Genomic DNA, 21,140 nt, shown 5'->3' with positions numbered 1-21,140 from the left:
TTAGTGGTAACCTTTATCACCTACACGTACTTTGTCCCTAAACACCCAATAAGCCATAATGGTATAGATGATGATAATAGGGATAAGTATGAGCGCGCCTATAAGTGCAAACAATTGACTATTGGCAGGCGCTGCGGCTTCCCAAATCGTAATTGATGGCGGAATAACGTATGGAAAAATGCTAATCAGAAAACCTGTATAGGCCAAAAATACTAAAGCCAAGGTATATAAGAAGGGCATTGATTCTTGCTGTTTTTGACAAGCTTTAATGGTGAGATAAGTAAAAACTACAACCAAAATAGGTACCGGACTAAAGTAAAGAAGCTGATGCGCATTGAACCAACGTGCTGCAATAACCGGATGAGCTAATGGGGTATAAACACTCACAGCAATAAAAACTAACAATAGCGTCATAATTAGTTTTGGCATTAAGCGATACATACTCGTTTGTAATTGCATTTCAGTTTTCATGATCAGCCAACCGCAACCGAGTGCTGCATATACAATGATTACGCCGAACCCTGTAAAAACTGAAAAAGGCGTTAACCAATCTAATCCGCCGCCTGCATAGCGACCATCAATAATATGGATACCTTGAATATACGCACCAAGAATGACGCCTTGTAAGAAACTTGATAAAACAGAACCTCCAATAAAAGCAGCATCCCATAAGTATTTGGTTCGATTCGCCTTAAATCTGAACTCAAAAGCGACACCCCGAAAAATTAGAGCGATTACCATGAGAATAATAGGTAAATATAAAGCAGATAAAACTGCTGAATAAACCATCGGGAATGCCGCAAACAAACCAGCACCGCCAAGTACCATCCATGTTTCATTACCGTCCCAGACAGGTGCAACGGTATTCATCATTACATCGCGTTCCTGCTGGTCTTTGATAAAAGGAAACAAGATTCCAATACCTAGATCAAAACCATCAAGTACAACGTATATAAATACGCCAATTGCAATAATGACAATCCAGATCAAAGATAAATCAATCATGAAGATGCTCCTTGACCTTGATCGTCAATATGTTCATCAGTTGCACTTAGCGGGCGCATTGGTGTTTTAAAGTGTCCAACACCGCCAACCTCATTAACTTGGCTATAAATGAACTCAGGCCCTTTATTGATCAATTTCAGCATGTAATAAATGCCGATTCCAAATACGATGCAATAAACCAAAACAAAAATAATGAGCGTGAGTCCGACTTGTTCGGCAGATACGGGAGATAATGCATCTTTAGTTCGCATGACCCCATAAACAACCCAAGGTTGACGTCCAACTTCTGTAGTAAACCAACCTGCAAGTAAAGCAATAAAACCTGACGGGCCCATAACTAAAGCGAAGCGATGAAACCATTTACTCTCATAAAGCTTGCCAGTTTTTCTTAGCCATAATCCTGTAAGTGCCAAAAGCAGCATAAGCATGCCAAGCCCGACCATAATTCGGAAACTCCAAAATACTACAGTCGAATTCGGACGATCTTCTGGTGCAAAATCTTTCAAACCTTTTACGCTTCCGTCTTTGGAGTGAGTAAGAATTAAGCTTCCAAGATTTGGAATTGAAACCGCATACTTAGTGCGTTCTTCTTGCATATCTGGAATACCAAATAAGTACAGTGGCATTCCCTCGTTATGATTGGTTTCCCAATGACCTTCCATTGCTGCAAGTTTTGCTGGTTGATGTTCTAAGGTATTTAAACCGTGTGCATCACCGACAAAGATTTGTACTGGCGCTAAAATTAAAATCAGCCAAAGAGCCATAGAAAACGACTTTTTTATTAACTCGTCACGGCGACCTTTAATTAAATGCCAAGCTGCGGTACCTGCTACAAGTAAAGCTGCAACCATAAAAGCTGCGATTGCCATATGCGCAAGTCGATAAGGGAAGGAAGGGTTAAATACAATTGCAAACCAGTCTTGAGGAACAATTATGCCATTCTCAATTGAGAACCCTTGAGGGGTTTGCATCCAGCTATTTGAAGATAAAATCCAGAACATTGAAATACAGGTACCTATCGCAACCATAAGCGTTGCGAAGAAGTGAGCTTTTTTACCCACACGGCCCCAGCCAAACAGCATAATTCCTAAAAAACCGGCTTCCAAGAAAAAAGCACTAAGAACTTCATAGGTGAGTAAAGGGCCTGTAACTCCACCTGCAAATCTTGAAAATTCGCTCCAGTTGGTTCCAAATTGATAGCTCATGACCACACCCGAGACAACGCCCATCCCAAATGCAACCGCGAAGATTTTGACCCAATACTTAAAAAGATCTTTATAGATAGCATCATTAGTACGCAGCCACCGCCATTCTAAAACAGCAAGGAAGCTTGCAAGACCAATCGAGATTGCAGGGAAAATAATATGAAATGAAACGGTAAATGCGAATTGGATTCGAGCCAATTCAAGTGCTGTTAAACCTAGAGTCATAGGAGCACCTCAAATTTTATTTGATTTGCTAAAACGACAGTTGTAGTTATCTCTACCCGTTTAAGAGCATGATTTTGAAAAGAAAGCATTACTATAATCTCTTGAAAAATATATTTTTTTCAAAACATAAAGTTTTGAGTATCAAGTTAGACTGATAGTAATAAAGGTGGGGCGCGGCCTTGGGGAATAAGAAAGAGCTGTTGAAGCTTAAAGAAAACATGAAAAAAGTTTTCTAGAAAAGCAAGAAACCGAACCTGAATTCTGACTAGAATTTGTTTTAAATCCAGATCTGGCAAAGGCAACACGTGACTGTAAACAACACAGTACTGACATTGATGACCCGCATCATGATGATGTGTCGTATTTTGCTTCGCTTCAGCTTTGGTGACGGAAGAAGAGGTCATATCATGCATTTGATGATGAGATAAATCATCATGATGCATTGAATGGTGAGAATGCTGCTCTGGAGAGTGATTGAGTTGAAGTGCTTGGGCAATAGTCTCACATACTGGAGAAACTTGATATTTCTCTGGTAGTAATGGCTGTAAGAAAACAGCGATTTGTAACAAGATTGCTGCTAAAGCAAGCAATCTGCCTAAAACCATTGACACCCAAATAATCACTTTATGGAAATCAGTTGCGCAACACTATAACAAAAAATCTGACTTCTTAAAGGCATAAATAGATTTTTTTATAAAACTTTGATTTTTGCTATTTTATAAGTTTAATTAGCCACAATTAGTAATCGAGAGAATAGAGATAAATATATCTAACAATAATTAAAAAAATCTTTATAATCTGCCTGTTTCATTTTTTGTACATTGCGTATGTTGAATCATCGGACTGCTTGTATTTTTTTAGCCATCTTTGCATGGCTAATGCAGCTTTCTGTTTTTATTACGCCTATTCTTGTAAAACATCCTGAGCTAAATTTCGGTATTTGTGAACAGTTGGCCAGTGTAAGTGTAATGCCATCAATTTCTAGTCATCAAGCACATGAAATGCATCATACACAGGCTTCAGTGAAGCATACAGTACATGTACAAAGTGAAGAGCATTCAAAGCTTATCAAGCATATAAAAGCCTCTGATATTTCTGCTAATGATCAGCATGCTAATAGCTTATCGTGTAAATTCTGTTTACTTCTTGGACATCAATTTAATCCAGTATTACTGAGTTGTTTACTCATTTTACTGAGTATTTTGCTTTGTGAACCCGTTCGAGTTGCTCTAACAGCATATTTCTTTAAGTTACATCAAAAACTCTATTTCTATTTGTTCCAGAATAGAGCTCCCCCAAAAATTCAGTTCGCGATTTAATTTTATACAACTTGTATGAAATTGATCTAATTCATTATTTTTCCTTATTTGAGTCTGTTGAGTCGTATAACGACATTCAATAAGGCTTGGTATGGAGTCATCGTATTGAAAAATTCTGATCCGAATTGGGTTATTTTATGAATATTGCTGAACAACATTATTTGCCTAAAGCTTTAACTATTGCGATGAGCTTGATCACGCTAGGTATACAACAAGCTCATGCTGAAGCGACCACTCCATCAATCACAAATGAAACAGCAAAGTCTGTTGATCAATTACCAACAATTTCCGTTATGGCGAGTCGTGGTACTGCGCTAAAAGATATGGACATCAGTACAACTGTATTGACGCGCACACAAATTTCAAATGCGCCAGAAACAAGCATTGATCAAATTATTAATAAAATTCCAGGAATTGTTGTGCCTGCACGGCCATCAACACAAATTCATCCTACAGGGCAAATGCTAAACATTCGTGGTTTTGGCACTTCAACGAATGGCTTAACGCTTGTGTTACTCGATGGCATTCCAGTCAATGATCCATACTTTCGTACAATCAATTGGGCGCAAATTCCAAAGGATCAAGTTGAAAGAATTGAAGTCATTCGAGGGGGCGGTGCAACGAGCTTGTGGGGAAATATGGCGATGGGTGGGGTAATTAATATTATTACTCGCCATCCTGAAAATAAAACAGAGTTAAGTGTGAGTGCCGGTAGTTTTGATAGTCAAAGTTATGGCATAAGCACAGGCTATAAAATTGATGATCATTGGGAAGTCGGGCTAAGTTACGACGGAAGTCGATCGGATGGCTATCAACAAATACCAGAGCAATATAGACATCCTGCAATGACAACAACCCAGTCGCAGACAGATAATGTTTATTTTAAGACAACTTATACGCCTACAGACTTCTCACAATATTTTTTGACTTTACAAGCTAGCCAAACCAGTGAAGATCATTCGACATATGCTTTAGCAAATAACCAGTGGAATACCTATCGAGCCTCTTTAGGTGGTAAGACTGATATTACCAAAGACACTTCCTTGAATCTGCTGGGTTGGTATCAATATACCGAAATGGAGACTCAGAACGCTTCAAACAATGGTTACACCTTAGCAACACCAAATAATGGCACGCCGTTCGTGAGTCAAAAAGAAAAAGCTGAATACGATAGCTTTGGAACATCAATGTATTTACAAACTGCTTGGAGAAACTTAACAGACTTAAAAGTTGGTGTGGACTACCGCCAAATTGGAGTTAAAGATCCGTTAAATATTTATAATGCTTCAGGATATCAGGGGAATATTACTGCGGAAGCAAATCACCAATTTGCAGGAATATTTGCTCAGGGAGTGTATAGACCATTTGTTATTCCTTTAGATATTACCTTAGGTTTACGTCAAGACTATTGGAAAGCAAGTGATGCAAAAACCTATGGAAATTATCGCGGCAGTGATATTAATAATGCATTGCCAGATCAGTCATCAAATCATTTTAATCCACGTATAGGCTTAAAATATCAAGTGAATGATATGTTAGATTTACGTGCTGCTGCGTACAAAAACTTTTCTGCGCCTGGACTAAATCAAATGTATCGTAGTTTTGTGGGTGGGACGGGCTACACCATTCCAAATACAGATTTAATGGCGCAAACCAACAAGGGTGTTGAAGCTGGTTTCGATTTCAAATACCAAGACTTTAGTTTGTCAGGCACTTATTTTAACAACAAAGTAAATAACTATATTGACTATGCGACTGTAAAAACAGGATGTTCAGTGGCCAATAACTACTGTGGTACGGGTGTTACTTCTGCTCAAACCTTGAAACAGTACATTAATGCTGGTGATGCAAAAATGCAGGGCTTTGAGCTTATTGCAAACTGGCAGATATTTGACAGGCTTAGTTTAAACGCTGGTTATACAAGAACTAAAGCAGAACTAGTATCGACCACTAATCCGGCTTCTGTGACACCGACTGGACAACAACTTGGTCAAATTCCTTTGTGGAATGTGAGTGCTGGAGCTGCATGGCAAGCAACAGACAAACTCAATATCGCTTTACAACTCAGAGATTTCCCTGACTACTGGAACAATACAGCACATACCCAGAAAAATGATGGCGCACTGACAGCAGATGTTAGTGTCAATTATCAAGCCAATGACAAGTTAAAGTTGTACCTGATTGCTCAAAATATTGGTGACACGTCTTACTATGATCAAGGGTTAAGTTATCTGGCCGATGGCAGTGTAAATACCTCAGGTTCAGGTACTGTTCCAAGTTATGCATTGCCGTTAGCAGTCACCGTTGGCGCTAAATACACCTTTTAATCTTGCATTTTGTTGAATGAGTAAAAAATACAGAGATTTAGCTTTTAGTCTTAATCGCTGTATTTTTCTATGGAGGTCGCACTATGCAGATGATACAGCGTAGTACAGAGCAGAAAATACATACACAGAAAAACCCAAAACAAGGGTTAAGTTACACAACAGTATGGCGATGGCATTTTTATGCCGGCTTATTTTGTATACCTTTTATTTTATGGCTTTCACTTACAGGTTTAATTTATCTTTTTAAACCACAAATTGATGAGTGGATTGATCGACCATATAACAATTTGGTTATTCACCAAGCGAAGTCGCCATCAGTTCAGGTGAATGCGGCTTTAAAAGCAGTACCAAACTCTATTTTTTCTGCGGTAGAACTTGGGCCAAATGAGCATTCTGCAACTCGTGTTTTAGTCGCGAAAAATGCAGAAGTTTATAAAGTTTATATTCATCCTGAATCTTTAGAAATTTTGAAAATCATTAATCAAGATGATCAATTTACCAGACAGGTTTTTCATTTACATGGAGAGCTAATGCTGGGTGATAATGGTTCTAGAGTTGTAGAAATTGCTGCCTCTTGGACCATTATCATGATTGTGACAGGTATTTATTTATGGTTGGGCAAAGGTGGCAAGCTTTCATTTGGAGGTATGGTCTATCCGCGATTAAACCGTAAAGGCCGTGCCTTTTGGAAAGATATCCATGCGGTGACAGGTTTTTGGGTAGCATTTTTTACGATATTTCTACTCATTTCAGGATTACCGTGGACAGCTTCATGGGGCGGGATGCTAAAGAATATTCGTCAATGGTCTGCTCCAACTTTAGTTCAGCAAGATTGGACGACCAGTAGCAAAGAAGAATCACATCATCAAAAACAAATGTTCGACCAAGCTGTTAAACATATGCAATCTGAGCATCATCATATGATGGTATCCCAAACCACTCGATTGAATGTTGAACAGGCACATATACTGGATGACTTAATTTCAAAAGTTGATACTTTCAAACTACAGCCACCTATACAAATTCAACCTTCAGGTGCAATGGCAGGGACTTGGAGCATTTCATCACAAACTCAAAATAGGCCTTTAAGAGAAACGTTTATTTTTGATGAACATGGAAACGTGATTAAACATGAGACATTTGCAAATAAACTGCTGCTTGATCGTTTGATTGGATATGGCGTTGCGATTCATGAAGGTCAAATGTTTGGTTTACTAAATCTTATGATTGGTGTGTTTACTATCATTGCTCTAATTCTAGTGAGTATCAGTGGACTAATCATGTGGATAAAGCGGAAACCACAACATGAGCTAGGTGCTCCACCTATAAGTTTACCTTACCGCCTAAGCCTATCATTGAAAGTATTGATTATGATAATAGGCATAATACTGCCGTTACTGGGTTTAACCTTAATTGTTGTTTTATTACTCGAAAAGTTTTGCTTGAGTAAAATTTCAAGAGTCGCACAATATTTGGGTCTAACTAGAGTTTCTACAGGTTAAATCTTTCTATCTTTTATTTTTGATGGTTTTCACCAGCCTACTGAAACATAAGATCCATTCAGTAGGCTGATTATATGATTAAATTCAATTTGTATATATTATAAAATTTTATTTAACAATAATTTACTCATTATTTATCCTTGCTTTTTTAATGATCTAACTTAAAAACAAATATCATTTTGTGTGCTTGCCTCCAATAAACTTGAGCACTATTCCTTGCCTACTGCCCACATTACCAGTCGGTTCTAGCAGACCGTGATGAAAGTTCGCATCAGACTTATTCTGTTTGAGGAATACTCTTATATGTAAATTCCTAGTCTCTTCACGTGAATTTGTCGAGTATGAGCAATACACAAGCGGGATAGATAAGCTCAAAAAGCTTTATTATTTACATACTGATGTAGAAGAGTCATATTATTTAATATTTAAAGCCATTTTTGAAACTAAAAATAACTGTCCAAATGCTTTTCAGACCGCGATAAGGTATAGAACATGGCTGACTAATGAAATCTATAGCTTACTTTGAATGTTACAAGGCAATATATTATTTAATGATGCCAAATTATTTTCATAGATGACTAAAGGTACAATTATTCGGCTTTTAATCTTAGAGAAAAGAGATGCTATATTAGCTTGCTTTTCTGAAGCATTCATTAAAAAGAGTGAAAAATAAATTAATTTAGAGTTAAAAAAATTAAAACAAATAAGTGGTGGTATTTAATAATACTGCCAATTTACTAGAATTTTTTAAATAAATATATATGTGATTAAAATCAATTTTTTTGGAAAAAAAGTGATATTTTTTTAATTTAAGTTGCAAATATTTCTTGATTTTTTTAAATTTATTTTTTTGTAATTTATATGTTTTAAGAAAATATTCATATGTAATGATAGAAAATTAATTCTGTTTTTTTATTCGAAATAATTATTAGAAATACATTTATAATTTTAAGTCATAAATATATTAAAAAATACTTATTGTTTAGTTTAATTTAATATATTTATACATTTTTCTTGATTTTATTTCATTTTTATAAAGATTAATTAAATTTATATTTCTGACTTAAAGTTAATTAGGTATTTTATTTTGTTTAAGGAACTGATTTTATTAACTTAAATAATTAAAAATAAATTGATCCTTATTAAAACAATCTTTACAATTCATATATAAACTTGTTTTAACAAAAATTCACAAATTAGTAACAATTGGGGTGAGGCATGAGCCAACAAGAAACGAATACAAATGCACAAGAGCAAATGTGGACAGTTGAACAACTTGAACCAAAACTTTTGCTTTCTGCAGATTTAATGCCAGGAATACAAGAAATTACTGGAGCTATTGATCAACCAGGTCAACAAAAACAATATGAGTTTGTTATTAAAGAGAAAACAAAATTCTTTTTTGATGGCGTAGATAACAATAAAATGCAGTGGAGTTTAAAAGGAGCTCAAACAGAAAATCAATTTAGTACTACGAATTTTACTGATCAAAGTCATTTATTTTTGGATTTAAAACCAGATACATATACATTAACTGTTGATGCTTTAGATGATACAAAAACTAGTTTTAAATTTCATCTTATTGGTGAAAGTGGTGCAAACTCATTAAGCTTAAATCAAGACACCCAGCTTGAGTTATCTCCAGCTTCAAGTGCAGTATTATATCGTTTTGATGCACAAGCAGGTGATCGTTTTTTTTATGATTCATTATCCGTACAACAATCTTATGGATCATGGAGTGTTTTCGATCCTGATGCTAAAGTGCTTATTAATAAGAATAATTTGAATTCTGACAAAGGTTTTACAGTAGATAAAACTGGAACATATTGGTTAAGTATAGAAGGGACGGAGTTAAAAGACACATTAAAAACTACTTTTAAATTATATCATTCCCAACCTACAGTTCAGACTATTCAAGTAAATCAAAAAATCGATGCAGATTTTAAAACACCATCACAGCTTAATGTATATGAATTAAATTTAGAACAAGATCAATGGATTATATTTGATAAGCTATCAGCTGGAATCAATAATTATACTTTTACTGTGAAAGATGAATGGGGTAAAGAGTTACGTTCATCCAACACACTAGATAACGATATTACCTATACTCCAATATTTTTAAAGACAGGCCTATACAGAATAGAAGTAGGTAGTTTTTCAAATACTATAGGTAATTCACACTTTAAAGTAAAATCTAGTCTAAATCCTGATGCAAATTTGCAGCAAAGTGAAGCATTAACTTTAGAATCATTATCTAACGCAACACAAGTGATTAAGCTTGACGAAGGTGTTGATCAAATATTTTTTGATAACAACAATCATATTTATGATACAGAAATTGGATTGCAGAAAGCATCAATTTATTCATATACATTATTAATAAATGAAACATTAAATTTTAAAACCGAAGAAGTATTAAATTTCAAGGTATATGATAAAAATGGTAATTTAATTAAGAACGAAAATACAAAAGATTTTAATTATACTTCTAAAAAAGATCAAGAATATTTTATTTCTGTTACTGAAGTTGAAAATCAGGAATTTGATATTTTTAAAAATGTAGCAGTTAATAATGGAAATGATAGAATTATAAAGTTAAAAATTTATAATACTTATCAAGCAAATCAAATCAATAATTTAACAGGAGATATTGGTGGTAGTTTAAATACTGCTCAATTTTTACGATTGGGAAATAATAAAAATGAAAATCTTAAAGTTAATTTAGGTGATAATGGTACAGGAAAGTCTGATGTTGATGTTTATAAAATAAATGTAAAAAAAGGCGATAGGCTATATGTGTCAACACCAAATGGACAAAATTTGATAGGTGGATCTTTTGATGGTTATTTAAGTATCTTTGATACTCAAGGAAATAGAGTTGCCGCGGCAGATGATAGTTACCTAGATTATACTTTTAATCAAAATGGTGATTTTTATTTAGCATTCCATCGTTTTGGTGCTAGTTTTAATATTGTTGATGGGACAAGTACGGGTGGATCTGAATCTGCAGTTCTTAATTTAACATTAAAATTAACTACATCAGAACAATATAATGAAAGTACCATAACTAACTTTAGTTATACATTATTAAGTTTTTTAAATTATGAAAAAAAATGGTATTTGACAGATGATTATGGACTACAGATCCAACAAGGAGATGGTAATTTAATTGATGTAAATAATAAAGCTAAGTATTTGTGGTTAGTTTATAGTGGAGTTTTGGAGAATAAGGTTGAAACTAATTTAGTTGAGATTAATAAAAATAATTTAGTTAAAAGTAATAATGTAAGTTTAAATGCCGTTACATCTGTAGAGTTAAATCTTAATAATAGTATAAATTATAAAAAAATAATTAATAATATTAATGTTGAAGAAGAGGGGGTTTACTTTATTGATGTAGATAGTTCTAGATATGCAACTGATATAAAATTAGTTGGAAACAATATAAGTTTAGATATCTCAAGAAATCAGCTAGGAAAAGTTCAGTCATTTTATTTAGAGAAAGGTCATTATCAGCTTGTCATTAACAAAAATATTTCTGAGGAAATTAATCAAAAAATAACTATTCATTCGGAAAAAATAATTGATGAGTTACAACTAAGTAAAAGTATTTCTGTCGAATTGCCCGAAGTAAAGAGCAATAAATACTTTTTAAATGTTGAAAAAAATAAAAAATATACGATTTCTTTTGATCAAGCCTTATCTACTGATTTGGATATTACCGTATGGGATGGTATGGGTAATGTACTTGCATATGGTAGTAAAAATACAATTAAATTAGACTTTTATACATCTTATCAGAAAAAGATTTATATTGGATTTGCAAATCATGGAATAGGCATTCATGACTTATCTGTCAATATCATAGATAGTGTATCTCCAGTGGCCGATCCTGGAGTAGCTCAACCTATTCAATTGAATACGGCAAATAATATTTCTGCTCAGCAGGTCGTAGAAAATTTAGCTTTTGAATTTCAAGTAGATCAATCAGATACCTATGCACTTACTTTCACTAAACTACCATTTAATTATGGAAGAATTGTTGATCTTGATAAAGGCAGTGTTTTTGAAGGTAGTATAAATACTACTGGATTTATGCAATGGTTAATCAAAGGAAATTATCGTATTGAATTTTATGGTATTAAACAACCAGAAAACTTTACTTTTAGTGTTATAAATCAAAGTTCAAATTTAGTTGAGAACACTGTAAATACAGTTGATTTCTCTAATCAATCTACATTTATATATAATTTTAGAACTCAACAAGAAAGAAATTATTATATTAAAGCTCAGAACGCTACAAGTTGGGATGGTTTAAATTATCGACTTTATAATCTAAAAGGTCAACTAATAAAAAATGGTATTTTAAATGGAAATATTGTTGATCTTGCGCTAAATGAATATTTTTCTGAGTATAAATTGGTTGTTTATTCTGTTAATAGCAGCACTATCATTAATAATTTCCAGTTCTCTCTAGTGGGACAAGCTACTTCAGCGATACCAGTTATTTTAGAGTTGGATTCAGTAGTTGAATTTTATAAGCAAAATCAAACTAGAAGTGTACAGCTTAATGTTGAGTCAATTGGTTTGGTTGAGTTTTTACCAAATGAAACTGAATATACGCATCAACTACTTGATGAAAATGGGAAAGATATTGCCCAACAACTTTATTGGTATGGAAATAAAAAAGCATATTTTTTAAATTCTGGTCAATATACGTTAAAAATAACAAATACACAGCTTATTACTGATCAGCTTCGGAAGCTTAATTTTAAAATATCTAAAGTTAAACCTGTACAAGATATTAGCGAAAGTATAGATGCTACCGTAAACTATACCAATAGTATCCCAGATAAAATTTTAAAATTAAATTTAGTGAAAGGCCAAGAATATGATTTAAATACAAATTTTGGTTATTCGTATTCTAGTAGTAGTGAAAGCTATTTTTATAGCTCAAGACTAAAATACTATTTATTTAATAAAGATGGGAATTTAGTTTATACATTGGAAGGAAATAAGGGGGCGAATTTAAAAGTTGATATGAGTGGAGATTACTATTTAGTAACTTCAGGCCAAGAATATTCATATGCTAATAATTGGCAGTTAAGAGGTTACAATAATAAAGTTCAATTCTCATTGAAAAATAAACAAGCAATAAATAATTATAGTGTTGGTGATTTTGTTAGTGATTCAGTTAATTATGTAGATAATAACCAAAAAATATACAGATTTACTGTTACAGAGAAAACTCAAATAAATTTGGCGACCTTGGGTAATGGTGTAGATTTTATTTTTAAACCAACTTACTCAACTAATATATTGTGGAGTTTAAGTGCAGGTAATACTTATGGAAATAAAATACTTACTTTGGATGCAGGTAGCTATGATTTAGTTGTTCTTAATAGTTTTAACTATTCAAATACAGCACGCCAATTTAACTTCACTATTACTGATTTAAAACAGGCAATTGAACTACCTTTAGATCAACTTGTGACTAAAACTGTAAATCAAAGTGCTGAAACAACGGTTTGGAAAATTACTGGTCAAGCTGGTCAAAATTGGGTTATCGATCCACGTAATAGTAATAATCTAGCTCAATATGCAGCTTGGTATTTATATGATGATTTAGGTAATAATATTACTTTCAGTAACCAGTATTATAACTATGATTATGCTGTGAAAGTTAACCTAAAAAAAGATGGTATTTATTATTTATCACTTCATGGATCTAATGAGTCACAGCGTCAACAAGCCAGATCTACAACAATTCGAATTAGTACACCACAAACAATTACTCAAGAGATCCAGCTTAACCAGTCTATAGCAGGTACTTTATCTGAAGCAGGTGAAGTACATCGTTATAAATTACATTTGGAACAAACTCAAACAATAATTTTAGACTCTATTTCGGGTAACGTCGGTTATGCATATCTAAAAGATGTAACTGGTCAACAAAGAGGAATTAGCTTAACTTCAAATCAATATCAGGTAATTTCTTTACCGGCTGGGGATCATGTATTTGAGTTTTATTCAGATCGAACAGCATTAGGTAGTTATCAACTTAAGTTATTGTCATTGCAAGATAATTCACAAATTTTAAATAGTAGTGAAGCCGTATCTGCAAAGTTGGCAGTAAATCAAAAATTAGCAATTTATGTATTAGATTTTGAAGTTGGTAAAAAATATAATATTGATTTTTATAATTCAAGTAATTTGTATTATTCTATTTTTGATGGGTCGGGAAGTATTTTAGTTAATAATAATTATTCTGATAATACTGCGCCTTCATTTATTGCTAATGCTGAAAAGTTATATTTATTAGTAAAAAGAACAGATAATTCCGTAGTAGAAAAAAATATTACTGCTCAGATTTATCCTGTAGAGAATACAACTACTTCTATAGTTTTTGATCAACTTACGTTAGGTACATTGTATACATCAGATAGCACTCATTCTTATCAGTTTGATTTAGAAAAAGATGGTTGGTTTAGCTTAAAAGATTTAAGACTTGGTCAGTCTTCAATGTATCTAAAGTTATTTGGACCAAATAATAATCTACTTTCACAGTACAATAATTTAACGACAAGCCAAGTCGCAAAGATTTATTTGAAAGCTGGGCAGTACCGTTTAGAAATTAGCTCAAATAACGATAATGATAGCGCTTATCAATTTTATGCCAATTATATTTTTGATGATAATTCTGGAAGCTTAAGTTCTAATATTTCTGAAGCAAGAGAGTTATTTATTGATGGTAAAAAGACACTTCTTGTTGATCAACCCGTTTCAACGGAGCGTTATTATCGTGTTATGCTTAATCAGGATGATCAATTCTTTGTAAGACTTGAAAATAGTGAAATAGCACTTTTAGGAAAAAATGGTGAACAATTAAATGCAGTAAATCAGGAAGGTAGTTTTTCTATAACCTCTACTGATATTTATTATGTAAAAATTACCAGCCAACAAGAATTAGTTCAAAGAGAGCTATATTTTGAACGCAAAAATAGTAAACTAACTATGGTTTCAGATGCAGGTGAAACTCTAAGAACAGCTCAAGAAATATTTGTACCTCAAGGTGCGTTGTATACAATAGAAACATATATAGGTGATGGTGCCAATACAAATAAAGATGTGGATATGTATCAAGTCATGCTTATAGCTGGCGATACTTTGGCAATTAACGCTTATACTAACTATAGTTTTCTTACGCGTATTTTTAATGCAAATGGTCAACAAGTATATAGTACCCAATATGGAGATGCGTATAATAATTATCGTTATATTGTTCCAACTACGGGTGTTTACTATATTGGTCTAAGTGCATCTTCAAATAATAATTATAACGCAAAGGATAATTCTAATCTTATTGCAGGTACAGTTGGGAAAAACTCTATCCAGATTGCACGTCGTTTGGGAGCTTTAAATCCTATTGTAAACTTTGTATTACCTCAGGTTTTTACTAAAGATATAGTTTATGAAAATACATGGAATGGCACAGTTTTAAATGGTATTAATGATCAGGACCTATTTTATTTTGAAGTTAAAGAAGATGGTTTGTATTACTTGGATCGAATTAACTCATCTTATCAAAATTTCTATAATGGTACATTTAAAACTATTAGCTTAAAAGATGGTAGTCAGGTTTTATCTGGTTCTAATGGTTTAGTATTTTTAAAAGCAGGTGGTTATGTTGTAAGAGGTAATTTAACTAGTTATTCATCAAGTACAGTGAGTCTAAAATGGATTAATATTTCAGAAAATAAGACTCTCATTGATATTGGACAGTCGGTTACAACTTCTAATAGTTTAACGCGTCAGGCTAATAATATTTATGAATTTAATGTAGAGAAATCAGGTTATATTCAGTTTAATAGTCTTTTGTATTCTGGAAATGTCCTAAATTATAAAATATATAATCATTTTGGACAATTAGTTACATCTATTAATAATTCGGCTAATGTTGATTCTAATGCTATTTATCTAAGTGGTGCTGGTTATTATTATATAGTTTTTGATTCTAATGGAAGTTATTATGATGAAGTTGATGGATTTAACTATGCGGGGCAGGTAACTTTTCAAATAGATTGGTTAGGCGACAAGAATTCTACTAATATTCATACTTTTAATATAAATGAAGTAACAAGTGGAATTTTAACTGCTAGTAATCAAAGCCATTTATATAGTTTGAAACTTGATAAAAGTACTACACTTTATTTTGATCAGTTAAATTATATTAATAATAGTGGTGTTACTCTACAAATTATTAATCAAGCTGGTACTACAATTGGAAACTATAGTTTAAATTCTTATTATAATCCAATTATATTGGGTGCTGGTAATTATCAACTTAGAATTTTTACACAAGAATTTAGCACTAAAAATTACGGATTTAAATTACTTGATCTTACTCAAGCACAAAAAATTGAGAGCGGGAAAGTCATTGAAAATCGTTTAACCCCTCTAGGTGAGAAACAGGTATATCAAATAGAGGCAAATACTGGTGATCGAATTTTCATTGATTTTGAAGATGTAACTGCACCATCTTATGGATACTACAATGGGCAATGGAGATATAATTACTCTACTAATTTAATAGTGATTGATCCTTATGGGCGGTCTCAGGTAATTTCTCGATCAGATTTGAATAATTTAGGATCAGAATTTGTTGCTACTGTTTCTGGAAAATATACTATTTTATTAGATGAATCGGATGCTCGTGATATTGAATTACCTTACCGTATGACAGTTTATGTTCATGCGCCATCTCAACCGCTTATTATTGACCTTAACAACACTGAAAGAAAAGCGGATTTAAATGTAACCAATATCGTAATAGAACCTTATCAAGAACAAAATATTCAATCTGGTAGTTTATTAGAAATACAGTGGACGCTCAGCAATTTAGGTCAGCAAGCGTCTTTCGGAGATTTTACTGATCGAGTTCTGATTAAGCGTAAATCAACAGGTGAAATTTTAGCACAGAGCCTTATACCTTATATAGAGCAAGAATCAGGGGCTTTATTACCTCAGCAAAGTGTATTAAGAAAATCTTATATTCGTATGCCTGAAGGTAAATTAGGTGCTGGGGAATTTGAAGTAATTATTGACAGTGATTATTTTAATTCGCAAAAAGAGACTGTTCAGACAAAACAAAATAATCATCTTAGTGCTATTTTTAATAGTGCGTTACGTGATTATCCGAACCTCGTTGTTGACCAGCTTGCATTAACTCCAAATGCAAATTGGCAAGCAGGAGATTTAGTAACCTTAAACTGGATAACCAAAAATATAGGACGAAGTACTGCCAAGGGTTCTTGGGTTGAGCGTGTAGAAGTTACTAATTTAACTACTGGTGCAGTTATTACCCGTCAAGATATTATTCAAAATTCTCAGAATCTTGAAAATGAGGAATTTGCTTCTCGACAAATAGCATTTAATTGGCCATCAGAAAATAATTCAATTGGAAGATTTGTCGTTACTGTTAAAGTTGATGCGCTGAATACGATTGCTGAATACGATGAAAGTGGTTCTTTAGAGTTTGATAATCAAGCTCAAGTAGAGGTAGTTGCTGGTCCTGATTTGATTGTTAGAAATTTAAAAATTGAACAGCAACAATTGCAAGCAGGTGACCAAGTTACATTAAGTTGGCAGGATGTTAACCAAGGTAGTGTTGCAACACCTAAAAACTACCAAGATCGTATCATTGTTAGAGAAAAGAATACGGATGGTTCAGTTGGAAAAATTGTCCTTAATTTTGCAGTTGCCTTTACTGGAAAAGATGCAGAAGCATTGTTAGCAGGTGAAACAAGAAATCGCCATTTCAGTTTTAATTTACCAGAAGGAATTGCTGGGGTTGGTCAATTTATTTTAGAGGTTATTGCTGATAATAATATTGTAGGACAAGGTGCTATTTATGAAGTCAATAATCAAGGTGATGCAGAAGCCAATAATAGTCTAAGTACACAATTTTCTTCTACAGCACAAACTTATGCAGATTTGAAAATCTCAAATATTGTGATACCCACAGAAGTTGCTTCTGGTGCATTTACACAAATTCAATGGAGTATTACGAATCAGGGGAATAGAGCTGCATCAGGTCAATGGGTTGACCGAGTAATTTTGAGCCGTGATGCAATAATAGGTAATGCAGATGATATTGTACTTGCTAACTTTAATAGAGTTAAGGAATTAGCTATAGGTGAAACTTATCAGCAGAATATATCTGTAAAAATTCCTCCTCGCTTAGAAGGTCAATATTCTATTGCTATCATTAGTGATATTAATCAAAGTATTAAAGAGCCTGATACGAGAGTTAATAATCAGTTAATTTCAAATACGATAAATATTATTAAGACATTTACTGATCTTATTCCTGAAATTTTAATATCTCCTAATAATTTAAGTATCAATGAGTCTGGAAGGGTAACTTGGAAGGTAACCAATAAAGGAAACTTGCCTACTGATATTAATCGTTGGGTAGATACAATTTATATTTCGTCTAATGCGATATTAGATTCTACGGCTGTCGCTTTAGGGTCAGTCACTCACTTAGGATATTTGGGATTAAATGAGTCATATGAAGCATATTTAGATATTCAGTCTTCATTAGCAGCTGGAAATTACTATCTATTTGTGAAAACAGATAGTTTTGGTTCAACTTATGAACCTGAGCATACAGAAAATAATATTGCGAAAACTGCAATTACTCTAGAAGCGGAAAAACTTCCAGATATTCAAGTATCTGATATTTCAGTCGAGACACAATGGCAGTCTGGAAATCAGGTTCAATTGACCTATACCTTAATTAATATGGGTACAGCTGACTTTACAGGTTTTGTATATGATCATCTCCGTTTAGTAAATATCACAAACCCTACCCAAACTTATGTATTAGCAACACCTTCTTTTAACCGCAGCATTCAAAAAGGAGGAAGTATTAAACAGCAAATAATGATAAATGTACCTGCGCTTAGTTTAGGAGCTTGGCGTTTAGAAGTTATTTCTGATGTTAATAATTATGTTCGTGAGCTAGATTTAGTAAGCCATCAAGGTACACAGAACATTGAAATTGTGAGTCCTGATCTTGTTGTTGATAATTTAAAAACAACAGGAGTTTTACAAGGTGGACAAAATATTGATATTTCATGGACAACTTATAATCAGGGAACTACAAAAGCGGCTCAGGTTAAAGATATCGTTTATTTATCACTTGATGATGTCATTGATTATAAAGATATTAAAATTGGCGAAGTAGTTCACTCAGCAATAGAGGGTCAACACTCTATTTCATCTATTTTAAATTATAAAATTCCTGAAAGTTTATCTGGACGTTGGCGTTTACTTATTGTTACTGATGCTGACAATAAAAACTTTGAATACAATGCTGAACAAAATAATCAGTATCAGCAAAGTCTAGAGATTGCTAAAGCAGAATATGCAGACTTGATCGTAAGCAATATTAAGGCTCCAACCCAAGTTATTGGTGATCCTGCTTCTTTAAGTGTTGAGTGGACCGTGTCTAACATTGGAACAGGCACTGGATTAAACACGATATGGACAGATACCGTTATTTATTCTACTGACGATATTATCGGTAACTCAGATGATATTGTTTTAGGCAAAGTTGTACATGATGGAGCTTTGGGAAAAAACAATAGTTATACCTCGTCTATTCAGTATCGTTTTGGTCCTAATTTTACTAGACATGGTCACGTTTTTGTTCAAACAGATAGCTTAAAGCAAGTTTGGGAAAATGATCTCGAAGCGAATAATACAGTGGAATTCGATCATCTGGTTGATGTAATGCCAAGAGCTTATGCTGATTTACAATTAACTTCACTATCAATTGATAATACAGAAAAGTTGATCAGTGGTTCATCTACAACTGTTCGATGGTCAGTAAGTAATAACGGCATTGGTATTACAGATAAAGATGTATGGTTTGACCATGTATGGTTAAGCAGTCAGGCAGATGGAAAAGGGCAATTATGGGATCTTGGTTCAGTTCAACATCTAGGTTATTTGGCAGCGAGTGATAGTTATGAACACTCGCTTACTATTACTCTCCCTGATGGTCTGTCTGGAAATTATTACTTAAATGTCGGTACGAATGTTGATCATAGTGTATTTGAGTTTATTTATAATGATAATAACCAAAAAACCGGTTTAGCTGTTCCTATACAACTTGCTGAATATCCTGACCTTGTTGTAACAAATATTACTTTACCAGATACAGCAACTGAAAGTTCAGAAGTTGAGTTTACATGGACTATTACTAACCAAGGTCCAAAGAATGCAAATGGTAGTTGGACGGATAGTCTTCGCCTGATTTCTCTCGATGGTAGTAAATCAGCAATTTCTTTAGGTAATTATACTTATACTCAAGGTTTAGAGTCAGGTAAGACTTATAGCCGTACTGAAAAGGTTCGCCTGCCTTCTCGTATGGAGGGAGCATGGCGTTTAGAAGTTATCACTAATGCTGAGCTAGGTAAAAATTCAGCTAGTCAAATTTATGAGTATGCTACCGCCCGTCAAAATAATAGCTTAATTTCAGATGATATTTTACAAATAAACCTAAATCCAAAACCAGATTTACGAGTTACATCGATTGAAGCACCAGATAAAGTGATTGCTGGTGGTAAAGCAAGTGTAAAATTTACAGTAAGTAATATGGGTCCTTTAGTGACGAATACTCAATGGAGTGACTCAGTATACTTATCGCTTGATGGAAATCTCAGTTCAGATGATATTTTAGTAGGTCGTTATAGCAGTGGAGCAGCTTTAGCACCTACACAGAGTTATACAACTACCACTGATGAGTTTACTGTACCTTTACGTTATAGAGGTGATGTTTACATTATTGTGGTCGCCGACTCTGGTAATGTTTTAGATGAATATCCAAATGAAAACAATAATATTCGAGTAGAAAAACTTTATATTGAACCTATACCTTTTGCTGATTTGGTGACAAGTGATGTAGTTGCACCAGATCAAGCAAGTCATGGTAGTAAAATTACAGTTGACTACAAGGTAACAAATAAGGGATCGGCAAAAACTCAAGGCGATCAAAGTAATATTAATAGTTGGGTAGATAGTGTTTGGTTAACTGTAGATAAACGTCAACCGAATCCATCAAAAGGTGACATTAAGTTAGGTGATATTCGCCATACTGGTCATCTTGAGGTCGGTGAAGATTATCTAGGGCAAATCACTGTAACCATACCTGAGGGAACATATTCAGGTAAGTACTACATTACTGTGTGGAGCGATACTTATGATGCAATTTTAGAAGATACGCTTGCGACAAATATAAATCTGGATGATCCAACTCAGGTAGATAATAATAATTTTAAAGCCAGAGCTATTGATATTTTAGGTTTTGCACCTCCAGATCTCTCTGTAATTGATATTCAGGCACCTCGAGAGGCAGTTGCTGGAGGAAGCTATCAATTTAGTTATACGGTTAAGAATCTTGGAGATGAGTTTGATGGCTCGTGGACGGATGAAGTTTGGTTAGCAGACCAAGCTGATTTATCTAAAGCTACAATAAAATGGAAG

General features: G+C 33.5%; 7 protein-coding genes and 1 pseudogene (1 of these 8 cut by a window edge). 5 read left to right on the top strand and 3 right to left on the bottom strand.

Annotated features, from left to right (window positions below; genetic code table 11):
- The 3 genes from cydB to ACLCEG_RS04225 all read right to left on the bottom strand — a co-directional run bounded on the left by cydB (nt 1) and on the right by ACLCEG_RS04225 (nt 3,040).
- On the bottom strand, nt 1-1,005 hold the full coding sequence (gene cydB / locus ACLCEG_RS04235; protein WP_410566137.1) for a cytochrome d ubiquinol oxidase subunit II: 1,005 nt from the start codon (nt 1,003-1,005) through the stop codon (nt 1-3).
- Nucleotides 1,002-2,435, bottom strand: a complete 1,434-nt coding sequence (locus tag ACLCEG_RS04230; protein WP_004702604.1) for a cytochrome ubiquinol oxidase subunit I — start codon at nt 2,433-2,435, stop codon at nt 1,002-1,004. The genes cydB and ACLCEG_RS04230 overlap by 4 nt, the downstream gene beginning before the upstream one ends.
- Before the next feature lie 146 nt (nt 2,436-2,581).
- The gene (locus ACLCEG_RS04225) at nt 2,582-3,040 is read right to left on the bottom strand and encodes a DUF2946 domain-containing protein (RefSeq protein ID WP_410566133.1); all 459 of its coding nucleotides are present in this window, start codon (nt 3,038-3,040) and stop codon (nt 2,582-2,584) included.
- 222 nt (nt 3,041-3,262) lie between these two features.
- Here ACLCEG_RS04225 and ACLCEG_RS04220 point away from each other — a divergent pair, with 222 nt between their 5' ends.
- The 5 genes and pseudogenes from ACLCEG_RS04220 to ACLCEG_RS04200 all read left to right on the top strand — a co-directional run.
- Nucleotides 3,263-3,754 carry a hypothetical protein gene (locus ACLCEG_RS04220; RefSeq protein WP_410566130.1) on the top strand — a complete coding sequence of 164 codons (492 nt, stop codon included), beginning with the start codon at nt 3,263-3,265 and terminating at the stop codon, nt 3,752-3,754.
- A gap of 137 nt (nt 3,755-3,891) precedes the next feature.
- Nucleotides 3,892-6,081, top strand: a complete 2,190-nt coding sequence (locus tag ACLCEG_RS04215; RefSeq protein WP_410566127.1) for a TonB-dependent receptor plug domain-containing protein — start codon at nt 3,892-3,894, stop codon at nt 6,079-6,081.
- Between the two features lie 83 nt (nt 6,082-6,164).
- On the top strand, nt 6,165-7,583 hold the full coding sequence (locus tag ACLCEG_RS04210) for a PepSY-associated TM helix domain-containing protein (protein ID WP_410566124.1): 1,419 nt from the start codon (nt 6,165-6,167) through the stop codon (nt 7,581-7,583).
- Between the two features lie 334 nt (nt 7,584-7,917).
- Nucleotides 7,918-8,256: pseudogene (locus ACLCEG_RS04205) on the top strand (TetR family transcriptional regulator); the annotation flags it as partial.
- Between the two features lie 545 nt (nt 8,257-8,801).
- Nucleotides 8,802-21,140, top strand: partial view of a CARDB domain-containing protein gene (locus ACLCEG_RS04200; RefSeq protein ID WP_410566121.1) — the 5' portion only. It continues 23,103 nt past the right edge of the window; 12,339 of the gene's 35,442 nt are visible here — the first part of the coding sequence; it begins with the start codon at nt 8,802-8,804; the stop codon falls past the right edge of the window.

Source organism: Acinetobacter sp. H1(2024), from assembly GCF_046557555.1.
Lineage (GTDB): Bacteria > Pseudomonadota > Gammaproteobacteria > Pseudomonadales > Moraxellaceae > Acinetobacter > Acinetobacter seifertii.
The sequence above is the reverse complement of the archived record's forward strand: the minus strand, read 5'-3'. Positions and strand labels throughout refer to the sequence as shown.

Excerpts from the sequence above, each read along its gene's own strand:
- cydB (WP_410566137.1), bottom strand. The coding sequence starts at position 1,005 with ATGATTGATTTATCTTTGATCTGGATTGTCATTATTGCAATTGGCGTA.
- ACLCEG_RS04230 (WP_004702604.1), bottom strand. The coding sequence starts at position 2,435 with ATGACTCTAGGTTTAACAGCACTTGAATTGGCTCGAATCCAATTCGCA.
- ACLCEG_RS04225 (WP_410566133.1), bottom strand. The coding sequence starts at position 3,040 with ATGGTTTTAGGCAGATTGCTTGCTTTAGCAGCAATCTTGTTACAAATC.
- ACLCEG_RS04220 (WP_410566130.1), top strand. The coding sequence starts at position 3,263 with ATGTTGAATCATCGGACTGCTTGTATTTTTTTAGCCATCTTTGCATGG.
- ACLCEG_RS04215 (WP_410566127.1), top strand. The coding sequence starts at position 3,892 with ATGAATATTGCTGAACAACATTATTTGCCTAAAGCTTTAACTATTGCG.
- ACLCEG_RS04210 (WP_410566124.1), top strand. The coding sequence starts at position 6,165 with ATGCAGATGATACAGCGTAGTACAGAGCAGAAAATACATACACAGAAA.